Origin of the sequence: Bradyrhizobium sp. (assembly GCF_049512235.1) — a bacterium.
Classification (GTDB): Bacteria; Pseudomonadota; Alphaproteobacteria; order Rhizobiales; family Xanthobacteraceae; genus Bradyrhizobium.
Genome location: NZ_JBEKXH010000115.1, coordinates 1 through 15,896, shown reverse-complemented (window position 1 = coordinate 15,896; position 15,896 = coordinate 1). Strand labels below are relative to the sequence as shown.

The following is a 15,896-nucleotide window of genomic DNA, read 5'->3' as shown; positions in this document are numbered from 1 at the left end:
GAAATGCATGCCGATGAAATGCGCCGGCCGGTCGGTGGTGGCGGCCAGGCGCGTGATCGAAATCGACGAGGTGTTACTGGCAATGATGGCGTCGGGATTGAGGAAGGGAATCAGCTTCTTGAAGATTTCGCGTTTCACTTCCTCGCGCTCGGTCGCGGCCTCGATCACCACGTCGAATTCCTTGAAAAAGTCGAAGGCCGTCGCCGTCTTGATGCGTTTGAAGGCGCCCGCTTTGTCCGCTTCGGTCGCCTTGCCCTTGGTAATCTGGCGCGCGATGTTCTTATCGATGCCTTTGAGTGCCTGTTCCAGCGCCGCCGCCGAGATGTCGTTGAGGCGCACCTCGTATCCCGCCATTGCCGCGACATGGGCGATGCCGCTGCCCATCTGGCCGGAGCCGATGATGCCGATGGTCTTGATCGAGACTGGTTGGGTGGTCGCCATGGAATGCTCCTGTCAATTACCGCCGGGCTTGGCCAGCGCCTTGTCGAGCGCGGGCACGATCTGGAACAGATCGCCGACCAGCCCGTAATCCGCGATCTGGAAGATCGGCGCCTCTTCGTCCTTGTTGATGGCGACGATCACCTTGGAATCCTTCATGCCGGCAAGATGCTGGATCGCGCCGGAAATACCGATCGCGACATAGAGTTCCGGCGCCACCACCTTGCCGGTCTGCCCGACCTGCCAGTCGTTCGGCGCATAGCCGGCATCGACCGCGGCCCGCGACGCGCCGACCCCGGCGCCGAGTCTGTCGGCGAGCGGCTCGATATATTTGGCAAAATTCTCGCGGCTCTGCATGGCGCGGCCGCCGGAGACGATGATCCTGGCCGAAGTCAGCTCCGGCCGGTCGCTTTTTGCTACCTCCTCGCCGATGAAGCTGGAAAGGCCGGGATCGGCTGCCGAGGCGGCATTCTCGAGCGGCGCGCTGCCGCCGGCACCGGTTGCCTGGAACGTCGAGGTGCGGACCGTGATCACCTTCTTGGCGTCCTTCGATTTGACGGTCTGGATCGCATTGCCGGCATAGATCGGCCGCTCGAAGGTGTCGGGCGAAACCACCTTGATGATTTCCGACACCTGCATGACGTCGAGCAGCGCCGCGACCCGCGGCATCACATTCTTGAAGCGCGAGGTCGCGGGCGCGACGAAGGCGTCATAGCCTGGCGCCAGTGCCACAATCAATGCAGCCAGCGGCTCGGCAAGGTCGTGGGCATAGGCGTCGCCTTCGGCCAGCAGGACCTTCTTGACGCCGGCGAGCCGGGCCGCGGCCTCGGCCGCGGCCCGGGTACCCTCGCCGCCGCCGGCGACCAGCACATGCACCTCGGCGCCGAGCTGGGCCGCCGCGGTCAGCGCCTTGTTTGTTGAGTCCTTCAGGGCGGCGTGGTCGTGTTCGGCAATCAGCAGCGTCGTCATCTAGAGAACCCCGGCTTCATTCTTGAGCTTCGACACCAGTTCCGTCACGTCCTTGACCTTGACGCCGCCCTTGCGGCCCGGCGGTTCGGATGTCTTGAGGATCTCAAGATGGGGCGTCAGATCGACGCCGTAATCGGCTGCGCTCTTGTCGGCGATCGGCTTCTTCTTTGCCTTCATGATGTTGGGCAGGCTGGCGTAGCGCGGCTCGTTCAGCCTGAGATCAGTAGTTACGATCGCCGGACCCCTGAGTTTCAAGGTCTGCAGGCCGCCGTCGACTTCGCGCGTCACCTTGAAATCGGAACCCTCGACTTCGAGTTTGGAGGCAAAGGTCGCCTGCGACCATCCGAGCAGCGCGGCCAGCATCTGGCCGGTCTGGTTTGAGTCGTCGTCGATCGCCTGCTTGCCGAGAATGACCAGGCCGGGCTTTTCTTCGTCGGCGATGGCTTTGAGGATTTTTGCCACCGCCAGCGGCTCGACATTGCCTTCCGCCTTGACCAGGATGCCGCGGTCGGCGCCCATGGCAAGAGCGGTCCGGATGGTCTCGGCCGCCTGGGCGGGACCGATCGATACCACCACGACCTCGGTCGCCTTGCCGGCCTCGCGCAGCCGCAGGGCCTCCTCGACGGCGATTTCATCGAACGGATTCATCGACATCTTGACGTTGGACAGTTCGACGCCCGATCCATCGCTCTTGACCCGGACCTTGACGTTGTAATCGACCACCCGCTTCACCGGCACCAGAACCTTCATCGATCCACTTTCGCTTCAGTTTCAGGTTTGATCACTTGGGCGCGGAACCTAAAGGTCCGGCCAACCCCGGTCAACGCGCGAAGGCCAAAAATCGTCCGCCGGCCGGGGTCAGCGGTTCTGGCCGGGGACCCACAGCACGTCCCCGGCGCCGTTGTCGTTGACCGAGCGGCTGGCGACGAAAAGCAAATCCGACAGCCGGTTCATATAGCGGAGCGCGGCTTCGCTGACCGGCTCATCGGGCCTGGCGGCGAGTTCCACCATCAGCCGCTCCGCCCGCCGGCATATCGTGCGCGCCAGATGCAGGTAGGCCGCCGCCGGCGTGCCGCCCGGCAGCACAAACGAGGTCAACGGCTTGAGCGTGGCGTTCAGCGTATCGATGTCGCGTTCGAGGCGCTCGACCTGGCTGGACAGCATGCGCAGCCGTTCCGCCTTGCCCTCGCGCTGGGGTACCGCGAGGTCGGCGCCGAGGTCGAACAGATCGTTCTGGATCAGTCCCAGCATCGCATCCAGATCGCGCGCCTTGGCAAGATGCAGCCGGACGATGCCAATGGCGGCGTTGGTCTCGTCGACGGTTCCATAGGCACTGATGCGCAGATCGTATTTCGGACGGCGTTCGCCGCTGCCCAGCGCCGTAGTTCCGTCATCGCCGGTCCGCGTGTAGATACGGTTGAGGACGACCATCCCAAGTCTCCTTCAGTGCCCCATCGCCCAGACCGTGAGCATGGTGATGACAATCGCCACGAATTGCAGCAGCACCCGCAACCGCATCAGTTTCTGGGACCGGTTCGGCGATCCGCCCCGCATCATGTTGAAGAGGCCCAGCAGCAGGACCAGCGCAACGGCGCCAACCGCGACCGGAAGAAGTATCGTGCTCAGAAACGAACTCATCGGCCGTACATAACACCGTGCCGCGCGCTCCGCCATCGCCCATCGAGCCCGCGCCACGGCGACGATCCGGCTTTCGGCTGGATCCTGGAGGGGGAGGGTAAGAAAGAAGTTCTTCGCCATCGCCAATGTTGCCATATGGGATCGCCCTGGGGGGGCGCAGCCAAACGAACTTCTGATACAAAACCACGTTAGACTGCGATCGTGGATTTGCGTCGCCGGATCCCCCCGTTTGCGGCAGCGGCGCTGCGCGGCAAGCTTCGGATCCGGCAGGCCAGATCGATTCGAACCCGCCTCCCCCGGGCCAAGGTGCAATGTGAAACAGCTTCGCTACGTCTTTCATATCGGGATGGACGCGTTCTACACGTTTCTCGCCGATGATGGCTGGGCGATCGCCAGCCACATCGCGCTGTCGACCCTGATGGCGCTGTTTCCGTTCCTGATCGTGCTGACCTCCCTGGCCGGCTTTTTCGGTTCGAAGGAACTCGCCGACCAGGCCGCGGGGCTGATGCTGGAGGTCTGGCCGAAGCAGGTCGCCGATACGCTGTCGGGCGAGATTCACGACGTGCTGACAACCCCCCGTGGCGACGCATTGACCATCGGCGCCGTGCTCGCGGTGTATTTTGCCTCGAACGGCGTCGAAAGCCTGCGGGTGGCGTTGAACCGGGCCTATTCGCTGGTCGAAACGCGGCGCTGGTACTGGCTGCGGCTGGAATCGATCAGCTACACGCTGATCGCCGCCTTCACGGCGCTGGCGATGGCGTTCCTGATCGTGCTCGGCCCCCTGATCCTGGCGGCGGCCCGGCGCTACATTCCGCTGATCGTCGAACCCAACGAGAATTTTCTCAACATTGCGCGCTATGGCATCACCATCACGGCGCTGATCGTCGCGCTCTTTATTCTCCATGCCTGGCTTCCGGCAGGCCGCCGCAGCTTTCTGCAGATCCTGCCGGGCATCATTTTCACCTTTGTGGCGTCGCTGGTGTCAGGCATCGGGTTCGGCCAGTATCTGGCGCGCTTCGCCAACAACTACGTCACGATGTATGCCGGTCTCGCCTCTGTCATCATCGCGCTGGTGTTTCTGTATTTCATCGCCGCGATCTTCGTGTATGGCGGCGAACTGAACGCGGCGATCATCAAGTCGCGGCTGCCGCGCGGCGTGTCGCTTCAAGCAGCGCAATCGCTAAAGCCCTTGGACTCACAGGCTTGACCAGAAAGGCGTCGGCGCCGGCCAGGCGCGAGGCCGCCTCGTCATCGCCACGGCCCGATATGCCGATGATGGCAATGCGGCCAAGCGGCGGGTGGAGGCCGCGAATGCGCTTGATCGCCTCGATGCCGGTAATGCCTGGCAACACCATGTCCATCAAGACAGCGTCAAAGCCGCCCTCGGCGATCCGCTCGGCCGCGGCCTCCCCGCGCCCGATGAATTCGGTCTGATGACCGAGCTCGGTGAGGATCGTATTGAGCACGACGCGGCCGAACGGATTGTCCTCGACGCTGAGCAGGCGCAGGGCCTGAAACGGGGTCGAAGACACATCCAGATCCGCGCCCGAATTGGCCGCTTTCGAGGTTTTCGCGCGGGCCAGCGTCACCGTCAATGTGAAGGTTGTTCCGCCGCTCCGCCTGGGCGCCACGACGACGTCGCCGCCCATCGCGCGCGCCAGCTGTTTCACCGACGACAGCCCGAGCCCGGTGCCTCCGAAGCGGGTTGCGATGCCCACATTGGCCTGCGAGAATGGGCGGAACAGGCGTTTGATCTCGGCCAGCGTGAGACCGATCCCGCTGTCGGAAATCGCAAACGCCACGCCCACTTTGCCGCTCACCCCGCGCACCGGCTTGACCGCCAGCGCTACCGCGCCCTGTTCGGTGAACTTCACCGCATTGTCGATCAGGTTTTCCAATGCGGCGCGCAGCCGGACTGGATCGCCGACCACGAACGCCGGAAGCTTCGCCGAGATATCGACCTCGGCGCGGAGACCTTTCGCCGCCGCCCGGCCGGCGAGCGAATCGCCGGCATTGCGCGCCAGCGCCCGCAGATCGAAAAAGTCCTGACGCACGCCGGCCCCGGCATCGCCGCCCCTGGCGGCATCGACAAACAAGGTCGCGAGGCTGGCAAGATGTTCCGCGCCGGCCTTGATGGTGTCGACCCAGCGTCGCTCCCGCTCATCGAGATCGGACGTCGCCAGGAGATCGCTGATGGCAAGGATTCCGGTCAACGGGGTCCGGACCTCGTGCGCGAACACGGCGAGCGCTGCCTCGACACTGCCGGGGGCAGCGGCCTTGGCTGGGCGTTTGCGCGCCTTGCCGGCGGCGCCTTCTCGACCTCGTTTTTCCCGCGGCCGCCGTTCCGGCGGCCGCCGGGTGCGCCCTGAGCGCGATTTCGACACCATGACAACCTGACCTTGGTCCGGTCCACCATGCCATGGCGGGGCGCGGCGAGTCACGCCGAAGGGGGTTTTTCCCCTGCGATGAGCCGCTTGGCGGACCGGCCGCCCTCACGGCAGGCCGACCAGCCGGCGGACGTCGGCAGGGGTCGCGCCCTGGCTGCGAAGCTCGCGCAAACCGGTGGCCATGGTCGACTTCGACAGTTTTCGCCCCGCGCGATCGCGCACGAGGCGATGGTGCCGGTAGACCGGCGCGGGCAATCCCAGCAGCTGCTGCAGCAGCCGATGGACTGATGTCGACCAGAACAGATCCTCGCCCCGCACCACCTCGGTCACGCCCTGCAGGGCGTCATCGAGCACGACCGAGAGGTGATAGCTGGTCGGCGTCTCCTTTCGCGCCAGGATGACATCGCCCCAGGCTTCCGGCCGGGCGGCCACCACGCCGGCCTCGCCATCGGGACCCGCGCCGTGCTCGACCCAGCCGAGAGCGCCGGTGCGCGCGGACGCCGCGGCCATGTCGAGCCGCAGCGCCGAGGGCGCGCCCTGCGCCAGCAATCGGGCGCGCTGGCCGGGCGCAAGCAGCCTCGCTGAGCCGGGATAGAGCGGCGCTCCGTCGGGGTCGCGCGGCCAGGGAGCCTTCGCCTCCCGCTCGGCCACCCCTTTTGCGATCTCGGCGCGGCTCTCGAAACTCGGATAGACCAGGCCCTGGGCCGACAACCTGTCGAGCGCCTCGCGGTAATCCGCCAGTTGCTCGGACTGCCGCCGCACCGGCGGCTCCCATGCGATGCCGAGCCAGCCGAGGTCTTCATAGACCGCGGCCTCGAATTCCGCCCTGCAGCGGGTCAAGTCGATATCCTCGATGCGCAACAGCAAACGACCGCCGCTCCGGCGGGCGGCATCGAAGTTCAGGAGCGCCGAATAGGCGTGGCCGAGATGCAGATAGCCGTTCGGGCTCGGCGCAAAGCGGAAGACGGGCGGCGGCATGATATGATCTTGTCATGGCCGGACCAAACGACAAGCCCGGCCAGGATCGGGCCACACACCAGGCGAACCCAGCCGAGCCCTCAAGATGCCCCTGCACCTCAACACCCAGGCCGATCTCGAAACCGCCATCGCGGCGCTGGTCGCGCAGGATCCGCGTCTTGAGCCCATCCTTGAGGTTGCGGGCATGCCGGCGCTGCGACGGCGCGACCCCGGCTTTGCCGGTCTTTCGGCGATCATCTGCGGCCAGCAATTATCGACCGCGAGCGCCGCGGCAATCTGGGCTCGCGTCAGCTCCGCTTTCGATCCCTTTCATCATGATACGCTGCGGCGCGTTGGCGCCGGCCGCCTGGGCCGGCTCGGCCTGTCGGCGGCGAAAATCAAGACCGTCAAGAATCTGGCGCGCGAGATTGCCGCCGAACGGCTCAATCTCGACGTGCTGGCGAACCAGGACGCCGACGCCGCGCATCACACCCTGACGTCGCTGCACGGCATCGGCCCATGGACCGCCGACGTCTATCTTTTGTTTTGTCTGGGCCATGGCGACGCCTGGCCGGCGGGCGATCTCGCCGTTCAGGAAGCCGTGAAAATCGGATTGGGGCTGAAGACGCGGCCGACCCCCAAGCAGATGGCGCCGCTGGCGGAACCGTGGCGGCCGCTGCGCGGCGCCGCGGCGCACCTGTGGTGGTCCTATTACCGGGCCACGAAAAAGCGCGAGGGCGCGATCGGCGGCGAGCCAAAAGCGAACGCTGCTTTAAACAAGATGGCTGTTGCAAAACGGCCATCGGCAAGTGCGAAGATCGCCGCAGCAAAACGGCCGGGATCGAAAACATGAAATCCACCGACTTCGCCGTTGCCCGATCAGGGGCATATCCTGTCATTGCTGGCGTGAGCCCGCGTCATCACTCCGCCCTTTCTGCGCGAGCCGCAATGGGTATAGGCTATCGCATCAGGCAAAGCGCCGCGCAGACGGCCGGAGTGAGAAACGCAGATGCTGGATCGGACGGACGATATTTCGGTCGCCGCGGAAAGCTGGCTGGCGCAATTCGAAAGCGCGCTTGCGAATTCCGATCAGGTCCTGCTCAAAACCCTGTTTCATCCCGAAAGCTATTGGCGCGACGTGCTGGCGCTGAGCTGGAACCTGCAGACCATCAACGGCGCCGACGCCATCCTGCGCGAGCTTGAGGCCCGCGCCCGCAACGCCGCGCCGAGCCGCCTCCAGATCGACCGGAATCGCGCCGCGCCGCGCCGGGTGACGCGCGCGGGCACCAACGCCATCGAAGCGATTTTCAAATTTGAAACTGCGGCCGGGCGTGGCAGCGGCATCGTGCGGCTGATCCCGGATAGCGCCGACGGCAGCCGGCTGAAGGCGTGGACGCTGCTCACCGCGCTCGACGAATTGAAAGGTTTTGAGGAGCAGCTCGGACCTTCGCGGCCGCGCGGCCAATCCTATTCGCGCGACTTTCGCGGCCCGAACTGGCTCGACCTGCGCCAAGCCGCCGCGCAATATGCCGACCGCGACCCCGTTGTGCTGGTGGTCGGCGGCGGACAGGCTGGACTGGCGATCGCGGCACGCCTGAAACAGCTGCAGATCGATGCCCTGATCGTCGATCGCGAGGCCCGCATCGGCGACAACTGGCGCAAGCGCTACCACGCGCTGACGCTGCATAACCAGGTCCAGGTCAACCACCTTCCCTACATGCCGTTCCCGCCGAACTGGCCGACCTATATTCCCAAGGACAAGCTCGCCAACTGGTTCGAGGCCTATGTCGAGGCCATGGAGCTGAACTACTGGACCGCGACCGCCTTCGAGAGCGGCAGCTATGACGACGCGCGCGGACACTGGTCGGTGGTGCTGCGCCGGGCCGATGGCAGCATGCGCGAAATGCATCCGCGCCATGTCGTGATGGCCACCGGCGTCAGCGGCATCCCGAACTGGCCCGAACTTCCCGGCCTGGACAACTTCGCCGGCACGGTGCTGCATTCCAGCCAGTATGGCGACGGCGAGAGGTGGCAAGGCAAAAAGGCGCTCGTGATCGGCACCGGCAACAGCGGCCATGATATCGCCCAGGACCTGCATGCGAGCGGCGCCGAGGTCACGCTGGTGCAGCGCAGCCCGACCCTGATCACCAATATCGAACCGTCGGCGCAGCTCGCCTATGCGGCGTACAATGAGGGCACGCTGGAGGATAACGATCTGATCGCGACCTCGATGCCAACGGTGCTAGCCAAGCGCAGTCACGTGATGATCACCGAGCAATCGAAGCAGCTGGACCGGGATCTACTCGATGGTCTGGCCCGCAGGGGCTTCAAGCTCGATTATGGCGAAGGCAACACCGGCTGGCAGTTCAAATACCTCACCCGCGGCGGCGGCTATTATTTCAACGTCGGCTGCTCCGACCTCGTGGTCAGCGGCGATATCAAGCTGATCCAGTTTTCGGAGATCGAACGCTTCGTCGCCGACGGCGCCCGAATGAAGACCGGCGCCAGACTTGCGGCCGACCTGATCGTGCTGGCGACCGGCTACAAGGACTGGGAACACCTGGTGCGCCAACTGTTCGGCGATGATGTCGCCAAGCGTGTCGGCCCGATCTGGGGTTTTGGCAAAGGCCAGGAACTGCGCAACATGTATAGCCGCACCACGCAGCCCGGCCTCTGGTTCATCGCCGGCAGCCTGGCGCAATGCCGGATCAACTCGAAATACCTGGCGCTGCAGATCAAGGCGATCGAGGAGGGATTGCTGCCGCGCGGCGCCGGCTCTCCACTTCAGCGTTCCTCGTGATCGAGGATTGCCCTGGTGATGAACATCGAACTGGTTCGCCTTGCCCTGCGCCAGCGGATCATCGCAGCAGAGGACATGGAGAGCTAGCGAGGGGAGCGCCGCTCGCCACCAACTCGGACTTCAGGGAGCAACCGCAATGTCAACCATTCTCGGCTCGGGCGAGCATCGCTACCGCGTGGTGGAGAACTGGGCGAAGCTGCCGGACGGCTGGAACCTGACGGATGTCGCCTCCGTCGCGGTCGACAGCAGGGACCGCATCTACGTCTTCAATCGCGGCGCCCATCCGATGGTGGTGCTCGATCGCGATGGCCATTTCATCGCCAGCTGGGGCGAAGGGTTGTTCAGCCGGGCGCACGGGCTGCACATCGATGGCGATGACAATCTCTATTGCACCGATGACGGCGACCACACCGTGCGCAAGTGTTCCACCGACGGCAAGGTGCGCTTGACCATCGGCATCCCGAACCGGCCCTCGCCCTTCATGAGCGGCGAGCCGTTTCATCGCTGCACCCACACCGCGCTTTCGCCGCAAGGCGAAATCTACGTCTCCGACGGCTACGGCAATGCCTGCGTGCACAAATTCACCCCCGACGGCAAACTGATCAAAAGCTGGGGCGAGCCGGGCACCGATCCCGGCCAGTTCAATATCGTCCACAATATCGCCACCGATGCCGATGGTTTTGTCTATGTCGCCGACCGCGAGAACCACCGCGTGCAGGTGTTCGACGGCAACGGCAAATACGAGACCCAGTGGAATAACCTGCACCGGCCCTGCGCGCTGCATTGCTGCGGCGGCAGGCACCCGAATTTTGTCATTGGCGAACTCGGCCCGGGCTTGCCGGTCAATCGCAAGGTGCCGAATCTGGGGCCACGCCTGACCATCGTCGACTCCCAGGGAAAACGCATCGCGCGGCTCGGCGGCGAGAACGGTCCCGGCCTCGAGACCGGCAAATTTCTTGCGCCGCACGGCATCGCGCTGGATTCCAAAGGTGACATTTATGTCGGCGAAGTCGGCGTCACCGACTGGAAGACCAGCTTTCCCGACACGCCAGTGCCGGATGTCGTGCGCTGCCTGCAGAAGCTGGAAAAAATCTAGGCGTTGGGCTCGCCATTCGTCGCGCGTGGCGCGACCCTTTGGCTCAGCCCGCTCACGGATCTGTTGCGCGACACAGTCAGATATCGCCGATGACCTCACGCCGCCGTTGTTCGGACTCCTCCGCATAGCGCCGCATGGCGTGGGCTTCGGTCAGAAGACCGATCGGCCGGTGTTCGCCGTCGGTATCGACCACCGCGAGCGACTCGGCCTCGGCGGCGTCGAAAACCGCGATGGCTTCCTGGATATTCATCGCGGGATGCAGCACGACGTCGCGATAGTGCAGGATGTCGATCAGGCCTTTGCCGGCCTCGGTATCCGGCGCGTGCGCGTCGGCGACCAGCGCCAGCCCGACGTAACGCCCTGACGCGTCGATGGCGACCACCTGGCTTTTTGATCCCAGCGGAAATTGTTCGCGGAACTGTTGGATTGGCGTGTTGGCGTTCACGGTGGCTACATCCTGACGCATCAGGCTGCGCACCGTGAGATCGCGGATCCAGCCGATATCCGCGGCGCTGCGAATGGTCTCGCCGCGCAGATGCAAGCGCCAGGTCGCGAACGAGTAACCGAACAATTCGCGGGTGATCTGGGTCGAGATGATGACCGCCAGCAGCACCGCGGTGGTGAGCCAGAGATTGCCGGTCGATTCCAGCGCGATGAACGACATCGTCAGCGGGCCCCCGACCACGGACGCCGACAGCGCGCTCATGCCGATGATGGCGTAGACGTTCGGGCTGAGGTCAAGACCCGGCCAGATCGTGTCAAAGCCGGCGGCGAACAGGTGACCGCCGAGCGCGCCCATGAACAGCGTGGCGAAAAACAATCCGCCGCGAAAGCCGGAGCCCAGCGATATCACCGACGCGATCGCTTTCAGGATGAACATGGTTGCGACGACCCCCAACGGAATCGAGACGAAGCCGGCAAAATGCAGCGCGCCATGTCCGGACGACATCACCTGCGGCGTCAGCAAGGCGAGCAGACCGATGCAAAGACCGCCGAGCGCCGGGCGCAGCGGCGGCCAGAGCCTTGTCTTCGACAACAGCGTCTCGCACAACGCCACGCCGCGCATGATGCCGATGCCAACCAGCGCCGCCAGAACCCCGAGCAGGGCCGCGATGGCAAGGTCGCGCCCGAGCACATCGCCGACCGGGCCGACACCGACGCCGAGCGACAGCACCGTGAAGGCGTGGGCGACAAAATAGCCCGCCACCGCGGCGACGCCGACCGGCGTCAGGCTGGCCGGCGTGTACCCCCCGATCACGAGCTCAAAGGCATAGAAGGCGCCGGCCAGCGGCGCCCCGAACGCCCCCGCGATCGCGGCGGCGGCGCCGCAGCCGACCATGAGGCGCTGATCGGCGCGGCGCAGATGAAACCCGCGGCCCAATGATGCGGCCAGACCGCTGGCCAACTGGGTATAGCCGGCTTCAAGCCCGACCGATGCGCCGACGCCGCTGGACCACACCGTCTGCAACGCCACGATCACGCTGCCGCGGAACGACATCCGTCCGCCATGCAGGGCATTGGCCTCGATCGGATCGATTTCACGCGCCGGCCGCACCCGCTGCAGCAGCAGGAACGCCGCCCCCAGCAGCAGCCCGCCGAAGCTTGGCACCAGCAGGGCGCGCAGCGGTTCGATCCTGAACTGGCTTGAGAGCCGGTCCCCCATTTCGAGGTTGAACAGCAGCACGTGCAGGACTTCGACCGCGGCGCTCATCGCGGCCACCGCCAGGCCGCCGATGGTCCCGATCAGCGCCGCAAGGATGACCAGGCTGCTTTCATGGGCGCGAACGAAGGCCCGCAGCCGGCGCGGCGCCTCAAGATAACGTGACGTGGTAACCATGCTTGCTGACGTCCAGGCGCGGCCGAAATGCGCCGCCAGCCCGGGTTTAGCTGCCTTCACGCCGATCGTGCAATCGGGTCGCGAACTCGCCGCCGCGGCGGATAAGGCCGCCAACGCTCTTCACAATCCCGTCACGCTGCCTGTAGTATGCCAGTCCATGCTGCTTCGCAGCAATATGAGGAGTCAGGAGCGTTAATTGAACGCACATGTCTCGCAAGGCGGTTGGCCGGTACTGGTGCTGAACGCGGATTTCCGCCCGCTCAGCTATTACCCGCTGTCGCTCTGGTCGTGGCAGGACGCGATCAAGGCGGTGTTCCTCGATCGCGTCAACATCGTCGAGCACTACGACCGCGCGGTGCGCAGCCCCTCCTTCGAGATCCAGCTGCCGAGCGTGGTGTCGCTGAAATCCTTTGTCAAGCCGACCACGCATCCCGCCTTTACCCGGTTCAACGTGTTTTTGCGCGACCGCTTCGTCTGCCAATATTGCCACGCCAATGACGATCTCACCTTCGATCACATCATCCCGCGCAGCAAGGGCGGCCAGACCACCTGGGAGAATGTGGTCGCCGCGTGTTCGCCGTGCAATTTGCGCAAGGGCAACCTGACACCGCAACAGGCCCGGATGTTTCCCCGCCAGCCGCCGTTCGCGCCGACCGTGCATCAGCTGCATCGCAATGGCCGGCTGTTCCCGCCGAACTATCTGCACGACAGCTGGCTGGATTATTTATACTGGGATACGGAACTGGATCCGTAGTGGTTGCGGACGCTGCTTGTCGTGGGACTCATAAGATGGCCGAGAGACACAAACGAGTGTCGCGCGCCTGCGACCATACTGCCGCTGCAATCGCGACATGCGACTCGACCTAAACGCCGTACTAGAGCTCCATCGCAGGCATACTCTGCCGCGCCAAGTCCGCCTGTTCTTCGGCGGTGGGCATGAGTCCACTACGGATCGTTTCATAGGCCCACCAGCGCCCATCTCTCGGCATACTCGCACGCCGTAGCGGCTCGGCCTCGGTAAAAATGAACCGGCGTCTGAAGGCCAAAGGGCTCTCCGCAAGCAGGAAGCCTTTCATACGCTCGTGGCCCATGAACCAAGGCTTGTCCAAGAAGCGCTCCGGCTGGTTCGTCCATGACGGCGGGACACCGAGACCCCGTCGGATCGCCAAGTGCTCGCCAATGGCGCCCAAGAGCGCGTTCAGCTTGGGATCTTCCGTCAACCCCGGGTCATCGGCGATACGACGAACGCGCAATTCTTTCGCGGCATCCGCATAAAAGTCGTCCAGGAAGCCAGACAGACAGAACCTGAGCTTCTCGCCGTTACGGACGAGTTGCAGGGCCTGTGCCAGCGTGCCAGGTCGGATCAGGCTCATTTTCTGCCTTCCGGTGCTCATCGAGCAACGTGTCGATCTTCGCCTTGATGCGCGGGTGCATTGTCGGAACAACGATCCCGGGAAGGTTAGGATAGCACTCCCTGAGCAGGTCGACGAGCAGCTGTTCGGTCGTTAGTTTGGTCACCTTCATGAGAGCGACCGCGTCCTTCAAGTCGCTCTCGACCTTCTCCGTGTCCTCGACCACGCGGTTGGCAAGTATTTTCATGGCCAACATGTAGGCCGGCGTTGGCAAATGGACCCGCAGACCGACGATCGAGTGGTCAAGGACCGGTCTGCGGCCGTCGAACCGAGCGGACGATGAGCGAAAGGCTTCCCAGAATTGGCGGCAGCAGGAAGCACCGCATGCCGAACCGTGTGTATAAGACAGCTGCGGCGCCGCAGCCGATCGCGAAGACCAGGATGTTTGTCGACATCTGCGCCAGCCGCGAGCCAGATTTCGTTTCTGCTCCCTTTCGCGTGTAAATCTTGTCAGCCAGATCGAGCATGATCTGCGTCGTCGTACCGGTCATCAGGGTTGAGGGCGGCGCGCTGCCGAGATGGACGCGATGAACCGCGTTCTGGATCGCCATGGCAGCGACCAGGACCATTCCCGTCAAGATGGCCCGCCAGCTATCCCCATCATGGAACGGCCCGAACCTTATCGCGAGCGCAGCGCCGGCGGCCAGCAGCAAAACCTTGAGGCCGAGCAAGGTTTCGAAGACAGGTGCGTAGCGGTTCGACAATAGCGTGCCGAGCAGTCGCGTCGCAACCACCACGGTGCAGAACACAGGGAGAGCCAGGAGTTTCGCAACGACACCGGAGGTGCCGAGCGCGAGCGAGGCGCCCAGCGTCACGAAATTTCCCGTCACATGGGCGGTGAAGAGACCCTGCAGTGCAAGAAAGCCCGCCGTGTCAACGTAGCCGGCGTTCAGGCTCAGTAGCAGAGGAAGCGTCGCACGTGTTTCAGAGGCCGCCATTTGTAGCCTGCAGAAGAGATAACATCCGGGCGTCGATCGAAGCAAATATTTCAACTCAAGTCCGAAATCGTTGCTGTCGTGTCCGCCGGCGTCGAGCTCCGCTCTAATTGGCCGTGCCGGCGGCCTTGGTCCGCTTCGATGGGGACTTCGCAACGGCTTTGGGCGCTTCCAGCCCACGCGCGCCGCCCCAGGGGTCAGCGGGTGGCTGGTCGGGAATGTTGCTAAGCGACTTCTTGTAGGCCTTTTCGGCCGCACGGTCCGCCTCGATCTCCTGCTGTGACTTGGTGGGCGGAGGCGGCGGGCCGGAGTTACCCTTACCCTGGCCGTAGGCTGGTCCGGCCAGTAACGCGATCATCGCTGCGACCCGGAAAATCCTCATGCCTCTATTCCCTCGACTTTGTCCCAGCGCGCGCGGGTCCGGAAAATCTCCCGGGCCCGCGCCTGGCTTGGCCCGTTGGCTGCTGCGGGCTGCCATGTGATAATCGGTCTCGATATACCATATTGGCAGGAAGAACAAATGTCCCGGGGCGACAGTCTCGATGATCTTGCGGCCTTTGCCGCCGTCGGTCGTGAGCAGAGCTTCACCAGGGCCGCCGCCAAGCTGGGTGTGTCACAATCGGCTCTTAGCCAGACGATCAGGCAACTCGAAGCGCGCCTTGGCGTGCGGCTACTGACGCGCACGACGCGCAGCGTGGCGCCGACCGAAGCAGGCGAACGGCTGTTGCGCGTGGTCGCTCCGCGCTTCGAGGAGATCGAGAGCGAACTCATTTCACTGCGCGAACTGCGTCAAAAGCCGGCCGGTACCGTGCGGATTACGGCGACCGAATTTGCGATCGACACGATCCTGTTGCCGAAGCTTACCCCGGTGATTCGGGTGAACCCTGAGCTCAAGATCGAGCTTATTGTCGACTATGGCCTCAGCAATATCGTCGCCGATCGCTATGACGCCGGCGTACGCAGCGGCGAACAGGTGGCAAAGGATATGATCGCGGTCCGTATCGGACCGGATATGCGCATGGCGGTGGTGGGCGCGCCGTCCTATTTCCAGGGCCGCGCCGAGCCAAAAACGCCCCAGGACCTGCTCGCGCACAGCTCCATCAATCTGCGCTTGCCGACGCACGACACGCTCTACGCCTGGGAATTTCAGAAGGGCAAGAGGGAGCTGAAGGTGCGTGTTGAAGGGCAGCTCACCTGCAATGGAACCGCACAGATGCTGAACGGCGCGCTTGCCGGGCTTGGCCTTGCGTATGTGCCGGAAGGCATGGTCGAGGGGGATATCTCGAAGGGGCGCCTGAGGCGTGTACTGGCAGAGTGGTGTCCGCCATTCTCGGGCTATCACCTGTTCTATCCGAGCCGCCGGCAGTCCTCGGCGGCCTTCAATCTCGTGGTGGAAGCCTTACGCCATCGCCGCTGACAAAATCGCT

Annotated in this window: 18 protein-coding genes; 6 read left to right on the top strand and 12 right to left on the bottom strand. The window is 64.2% G+C overall.

The window, feature by feature from the left end:
* The 5 genes from ABSG20_RS13165 to ABSG20_RS13145 form a co-directional block, all read right to left on the bottom strand.
* The coding region (locus tag ABSG20_RS13165) for a 3-hydroxyacyl-CoA dehydrogenase NAD-binding domain-containing protein (protein ID WP_423864936.1) at positions 1-441 on the bottom strand (441 nt) is incomplete at its 3' end.
* A gap of 12 nt (positions 442-453) precedes the next feature.
* The gene (locus ABSG20_RS13160) at positions 454-1,407 is read right to left on the bottom strand and encodes an electron transfer flavoprotein subunit alpha/FixB family protein (protein ID WP_423864935.1); all 954 of its coding nucleotides are present in this window, start codon (positions 1,405-1,407) and stop codon (positions 454-456) included.
* Positions 1,408-2,157, bottom strand: a complete 750-nt coding sequence (locus ABSG20_RS13155) for an electron transfer flavoprotein subunit beta/FixA family protein (protein ID WP_423864934.1) — start codon at positions 2,155-2,157, stop codon at positions 1,408-1,410.
* 108 nt (positions 2,158-2,265) lie between these two features.
* Positions 2,266-2,838, bottom strand: coding sequence for a cob(I)yrinic acid a,c-diamide adenosyltransferase (locus tag ABSG20_RS13150; RefSeq protein ID WP_423864933.1), 573 nt, complete (start codon positions 2,836-2,838; stop codon positions 2,266-2,268).
* 12 nt (positions 2,839-2,850) lie between these two features.
* The gene (locus ABSG20_RS13145; RefSeq protein ID WP_423864940.1) at positions 2,851-3,045 is read right to left on the bottom strand and encodes a twin transmembrane helix small protein; all 195 of its coding nucleotides are present in this window, start codon (positions 3,043-3,045) and stop codon (positions 2,851-2,853) included.
* Positions 3,046-3,391: 346 nt separating this feature from the next.
* Between ABSG20_RS13145 and ABSG20_RS13140 the strand changes: the two genes are divergently transcribed.
* A complete protein-coding gene (locus ABSG20_RS13140; RefSeq protein WP_423864939.1) occupies positions 3,392-4,252 on the top strand; it encodes a YihY/virulence factor BrkB family protein in 861 nt (286 codons plus the stop codon).
* Here ABSG20_RS13140 and ABSG20_RS13135 read toward each other — a convergent pair.
* Together ABSG20_RS13135 and gluQRS are read right to left on the bottom strand one after the other, a co-directional pair.
* A complete protein-coding gene (locus ABSG20_RS13135; protein WP_423864938.1) occupies positions 4,179-5,432 on the bottom strand; it encodes an ATP-binding protein in 1,254 nt (417 codons plus the stop codon). The genes ABSG20_RS13140 and ABSG20_RS13135 overlap by 74 nt on opposite strands.
* A gap of 105 nt (positions 5,433-5,537) precedes the next feature.
* Complete coding sequence (gene gluQRS / locus ABSG20_RS13130; protein ID WP_423864932.1) at positions 5,538-6,410, bottom strand: tRNA glutamyl-Q(34) synthetase GluQRS; 873 nt, start codon at positions 6,408-6,410, stop codon at positions 5,538-5,540.
* Positions 6,411-6,495: 85 nt separating this feature from the next.
* On the opposite strand from gluQRS, the gene ABSG20_RS13125 reads away from it, so the two are divergent.
* From ABSG20_RS13125 to ABSG20_RS13115, 3 genes are all read left to right on the top strand, one after another.
* Positions 6,496-7,242 (top strand): DNA-3-methyladenine glycosylase family protein, encoded by a 747-nt coding sequence (locus tag ABSG20_RS13125; RefSeq protein WP_423864931.1) that lies wholly within the window; start codon positions 6,496-6,498, stop codon positions 7,240-7,242.
* 156 nt (positions 7,243-7,398) lie between these two features.
* The gene (locus ABSG20_RS13120; protein ID WP_423864930.1) at positions 7,399-9,189 is read left to right on the top strand and encodes a flavin-containing monooxygenase; all 1,791 of its coding nucleotides are present in this window, start codon (positions 7,399-7,401) and stop codon (positions 9,187-9,189) included.
* Between the two features lie 136 nt (positions 9,190-9,325).
* On the top strand, positions 9,326-10,285 hold the full coding sequence (locus ABSG20_RS13115) for a peptidyl-alpha-hydroxyglycine alpha-amidating lyase family protein (protein WP_423864929.1): 960 nt from the start codon (positions 9,326-9,328) through the stop codon (positions 10,283-10,285).
* 76 nt (positions 10,286-10,361) lie between these two features.
* On the opposite strand, the gene ABSG20_RS13110 is transcribed toward ABSG20_RS13115, so the two are convergent.
* Positions 10,362-12,122 (bottom strand): chloride channel protein, encoded by a 1,761-nt coding sequence (locus ABSG20_RS13110; RefSeq protein WP_423864937.1) that lies wholly within the window; start codon positions 12,120-12,122, stop codon positions 10,362-10,364.
* A 196-nt stretch (positions 12,123-12,318) separates the two neighbouring features.
* On the opposite strand from ABSG20_RS13110, the gene ABSG20_RS13105 reads away from it, so the two are divergent.
* Complete coding sequence (locus ABSG20_RS13105; RefSeq protein WP_423864928.1) at positions 12,319-12,876, top strand: HNH endonuclease; 558 nt, start codon at positions 12,319-12,321, stop codon at positions 12,874-12,876.
* Positions 12,877-12,997: 121 nt separating this feature from the next.
* On the opposite strand, the gene ABSG20_RS13100 is transcribed toward ABSG20_RS13105, so the two are convergent.
* From ABSG20_RS13100 to ABSG20_RS13085, 4 genes are all read right to left on the bottom strand, one after another.
* Positions 12,998-13,495, bottom strand: coding sequence for a hypothetical protein (locus tag ABSG20_RS13100; RefSeq protein ID WP_423864927.1), 498 nt, complete (start codon positions 13,493-13,495; stop codon positions 12,998-13,000).
* Entirely contained in the window at positions 13,443-13,721 is a 279-nt protein-coding gene (locus ABSG20_RS13095) for a hypothetical protein (RefSeq protein ID WP_423864926.1), read from the bottom strand. Before ABSG20_RS13095 ends, ABSG20_RS13100 begins: the two co-directional genes overlap by 53 nt.
* Positions 13,722-13,776: 55 nt before the next feature.
* A complete protein-coding gene (locus ABSG20_RS13090; protein WP_423864925.1) occupies positions 13,777-14,472 on the bottom strand; it encodes a YoaK family protein in 696 nt (231 codons plus the stop codon).
* Between the two features lie 103 nt (positions 14,473-14,575).
* The gene (locus ABSG20_RS13085) at positions 14,576-14,851 is read right to left on the bottom strand and encodes a hypothetical protein (protein WP_423864924.1); all 276 of its coding nucleotides are present in this window, start codon (positions 14,849-14,851) and stop codon (positions 14,576-14,578) included.
* 138 nt (positions 14,852-14,989) lie between these two features.
* Between ABSG20_RS13085 and ABSG20_RS13080 the strand changes: the two genes are divergently transcribed.
* Positions 14,990-15,886, top strand: coding sequence for a LysR family transcriptional regulator (locus ABSG20_RS13080; protein ID WP_423864923.1), 897 nt, complete (start codon positions 14,990-14,992; stop codon positions 15,884-15,886).
* Positions 15,887-15,896 lie beyond the last annotated feature (10 nt).

What these genes read in the sequence shown, in the direction of transcription:
- ABSG20_RS13125 (WP_423864931.1), top strand. Translation starts at nt 6,496, where the DNA reads ATGCCCCTGCACCTCAACACCCAGGCCGATCTCGAAACCGCCATCGCG.
- ABSG20_RS13135 (WP_423864938.1), bottom strand. Translation starts at nt 5,432, where the DNA reads ATGGTGTCGAAATCGCGCTCAGGGCGCACCCGGCGGCCGCCGGAACGG.
- ABSG20_RS13145 (WP_423864940.1), bottom strand. Translation starts at nt 3,045, where the DNA reads ATGAGTTCGTTTCTGAGCACGATACTTCTTCCGGTCGCGGTTGGCGCC.
- gluQRS (WP_423864932.1), bottom strand. Translation starts at nt 6,410, where the DNA reads ATGCCGCCGCCCGTCTTCCGCTTTGCGCCGAGCCCGAACGGCTATCTG.
- ABSG20_RS13120 (WP_423864930.1), top strand. Translation starts at nt 7,399, where the DNA reads ATGCTGGATCGGACGGACGATATTTCGGTCGCCGCGGAAAGCTGGCTG.
- ABSG20_RS13155 (WP_423864934.1), bottom strand. Translation starts at nt 2,157, where the DNA reads ATGAAGGTTCTGGTGCCGGTGAAGCGGGTGGTCGATTACAACGTCAAG.
- ABSG20_RS13080 (WP_423864923.1), top strand. Translation starts at nt 14,990, where the DNA reads ATGTCCCGGGGCGACAGTCTCGATGATCTTGCGGCCTTTGCCGCCGTC.
- ABSG20_RS13095 (WP_423864926.1), bottom strand. Translation starts at nt 13,721, where the DNA reads ATGAAAATACTTGCCAACCGCGTGGTCGAGGACACGGAGAAGGTCGAG.
- ABSG20_RS13090 (WP_423864925.1), bottom strand. Translation starts at nt 14,472, where the DNA reads ATGGCGGCCTCTGAAACACGTGCGACGCTTCCTCTGCTACTGAGCCTG.
- ABSG20_RS13115 (WP_423864929.1), top strand. Translation starts at nt 9,326, where the DNA reads ATGTCAACCATTCTCGGCTCGGGCGAGCATCGCTACCGCGTGGTGGAG.
- ABSG20_RS13150 (WP_423864933.1), bottom strand. Translation starts at nt 2,838, where the DNA reads ATGGTCGTCCTCAACCGTATCTACACGCGGACCGGCGATGACGGAACT.
- ABSG20_RS13140 (WP_423864939.1), top strand. Translation starts at nt 3,392, where the DNA reads ATGGACGCGTTCTACACGTTTCTCGCCGATGATGGCTGGGCGATCGCC.
- ABSG20_RS13085 (WP_423864924.1), bottom strand. Translation starts at nt 14,851, where the DNA reads ATGAGGATTTTCCGGGTCGCAGCGATGATCGCGTTACTGGCCGGACCA.
- ABSG20_RS13160 (WP_423864935.1), bottom strand. Translation starts at nt 1,407, where the DNA reads ATGACGACGCTGCTGATTGCCGAACACGACCACGCCGCCCTGAAGGAC.
- ABSG20_RS13110 (WP_423864937.1), bottom strand. Translation starts at nt 12,122, where the DNA reads ATGGTTACCACGTCACGTTATCTTGAGGCGCCGCGCCGGCTGCGGGCC.
- ABSG20_RS13100 (WP_423864927.1), bottom strand. Translation starts at nt 13,495, where the DNA reads ATGAGCCTGATCCGACCTGGCACGCTGGCACAGGCCCTGCAACTCGTC.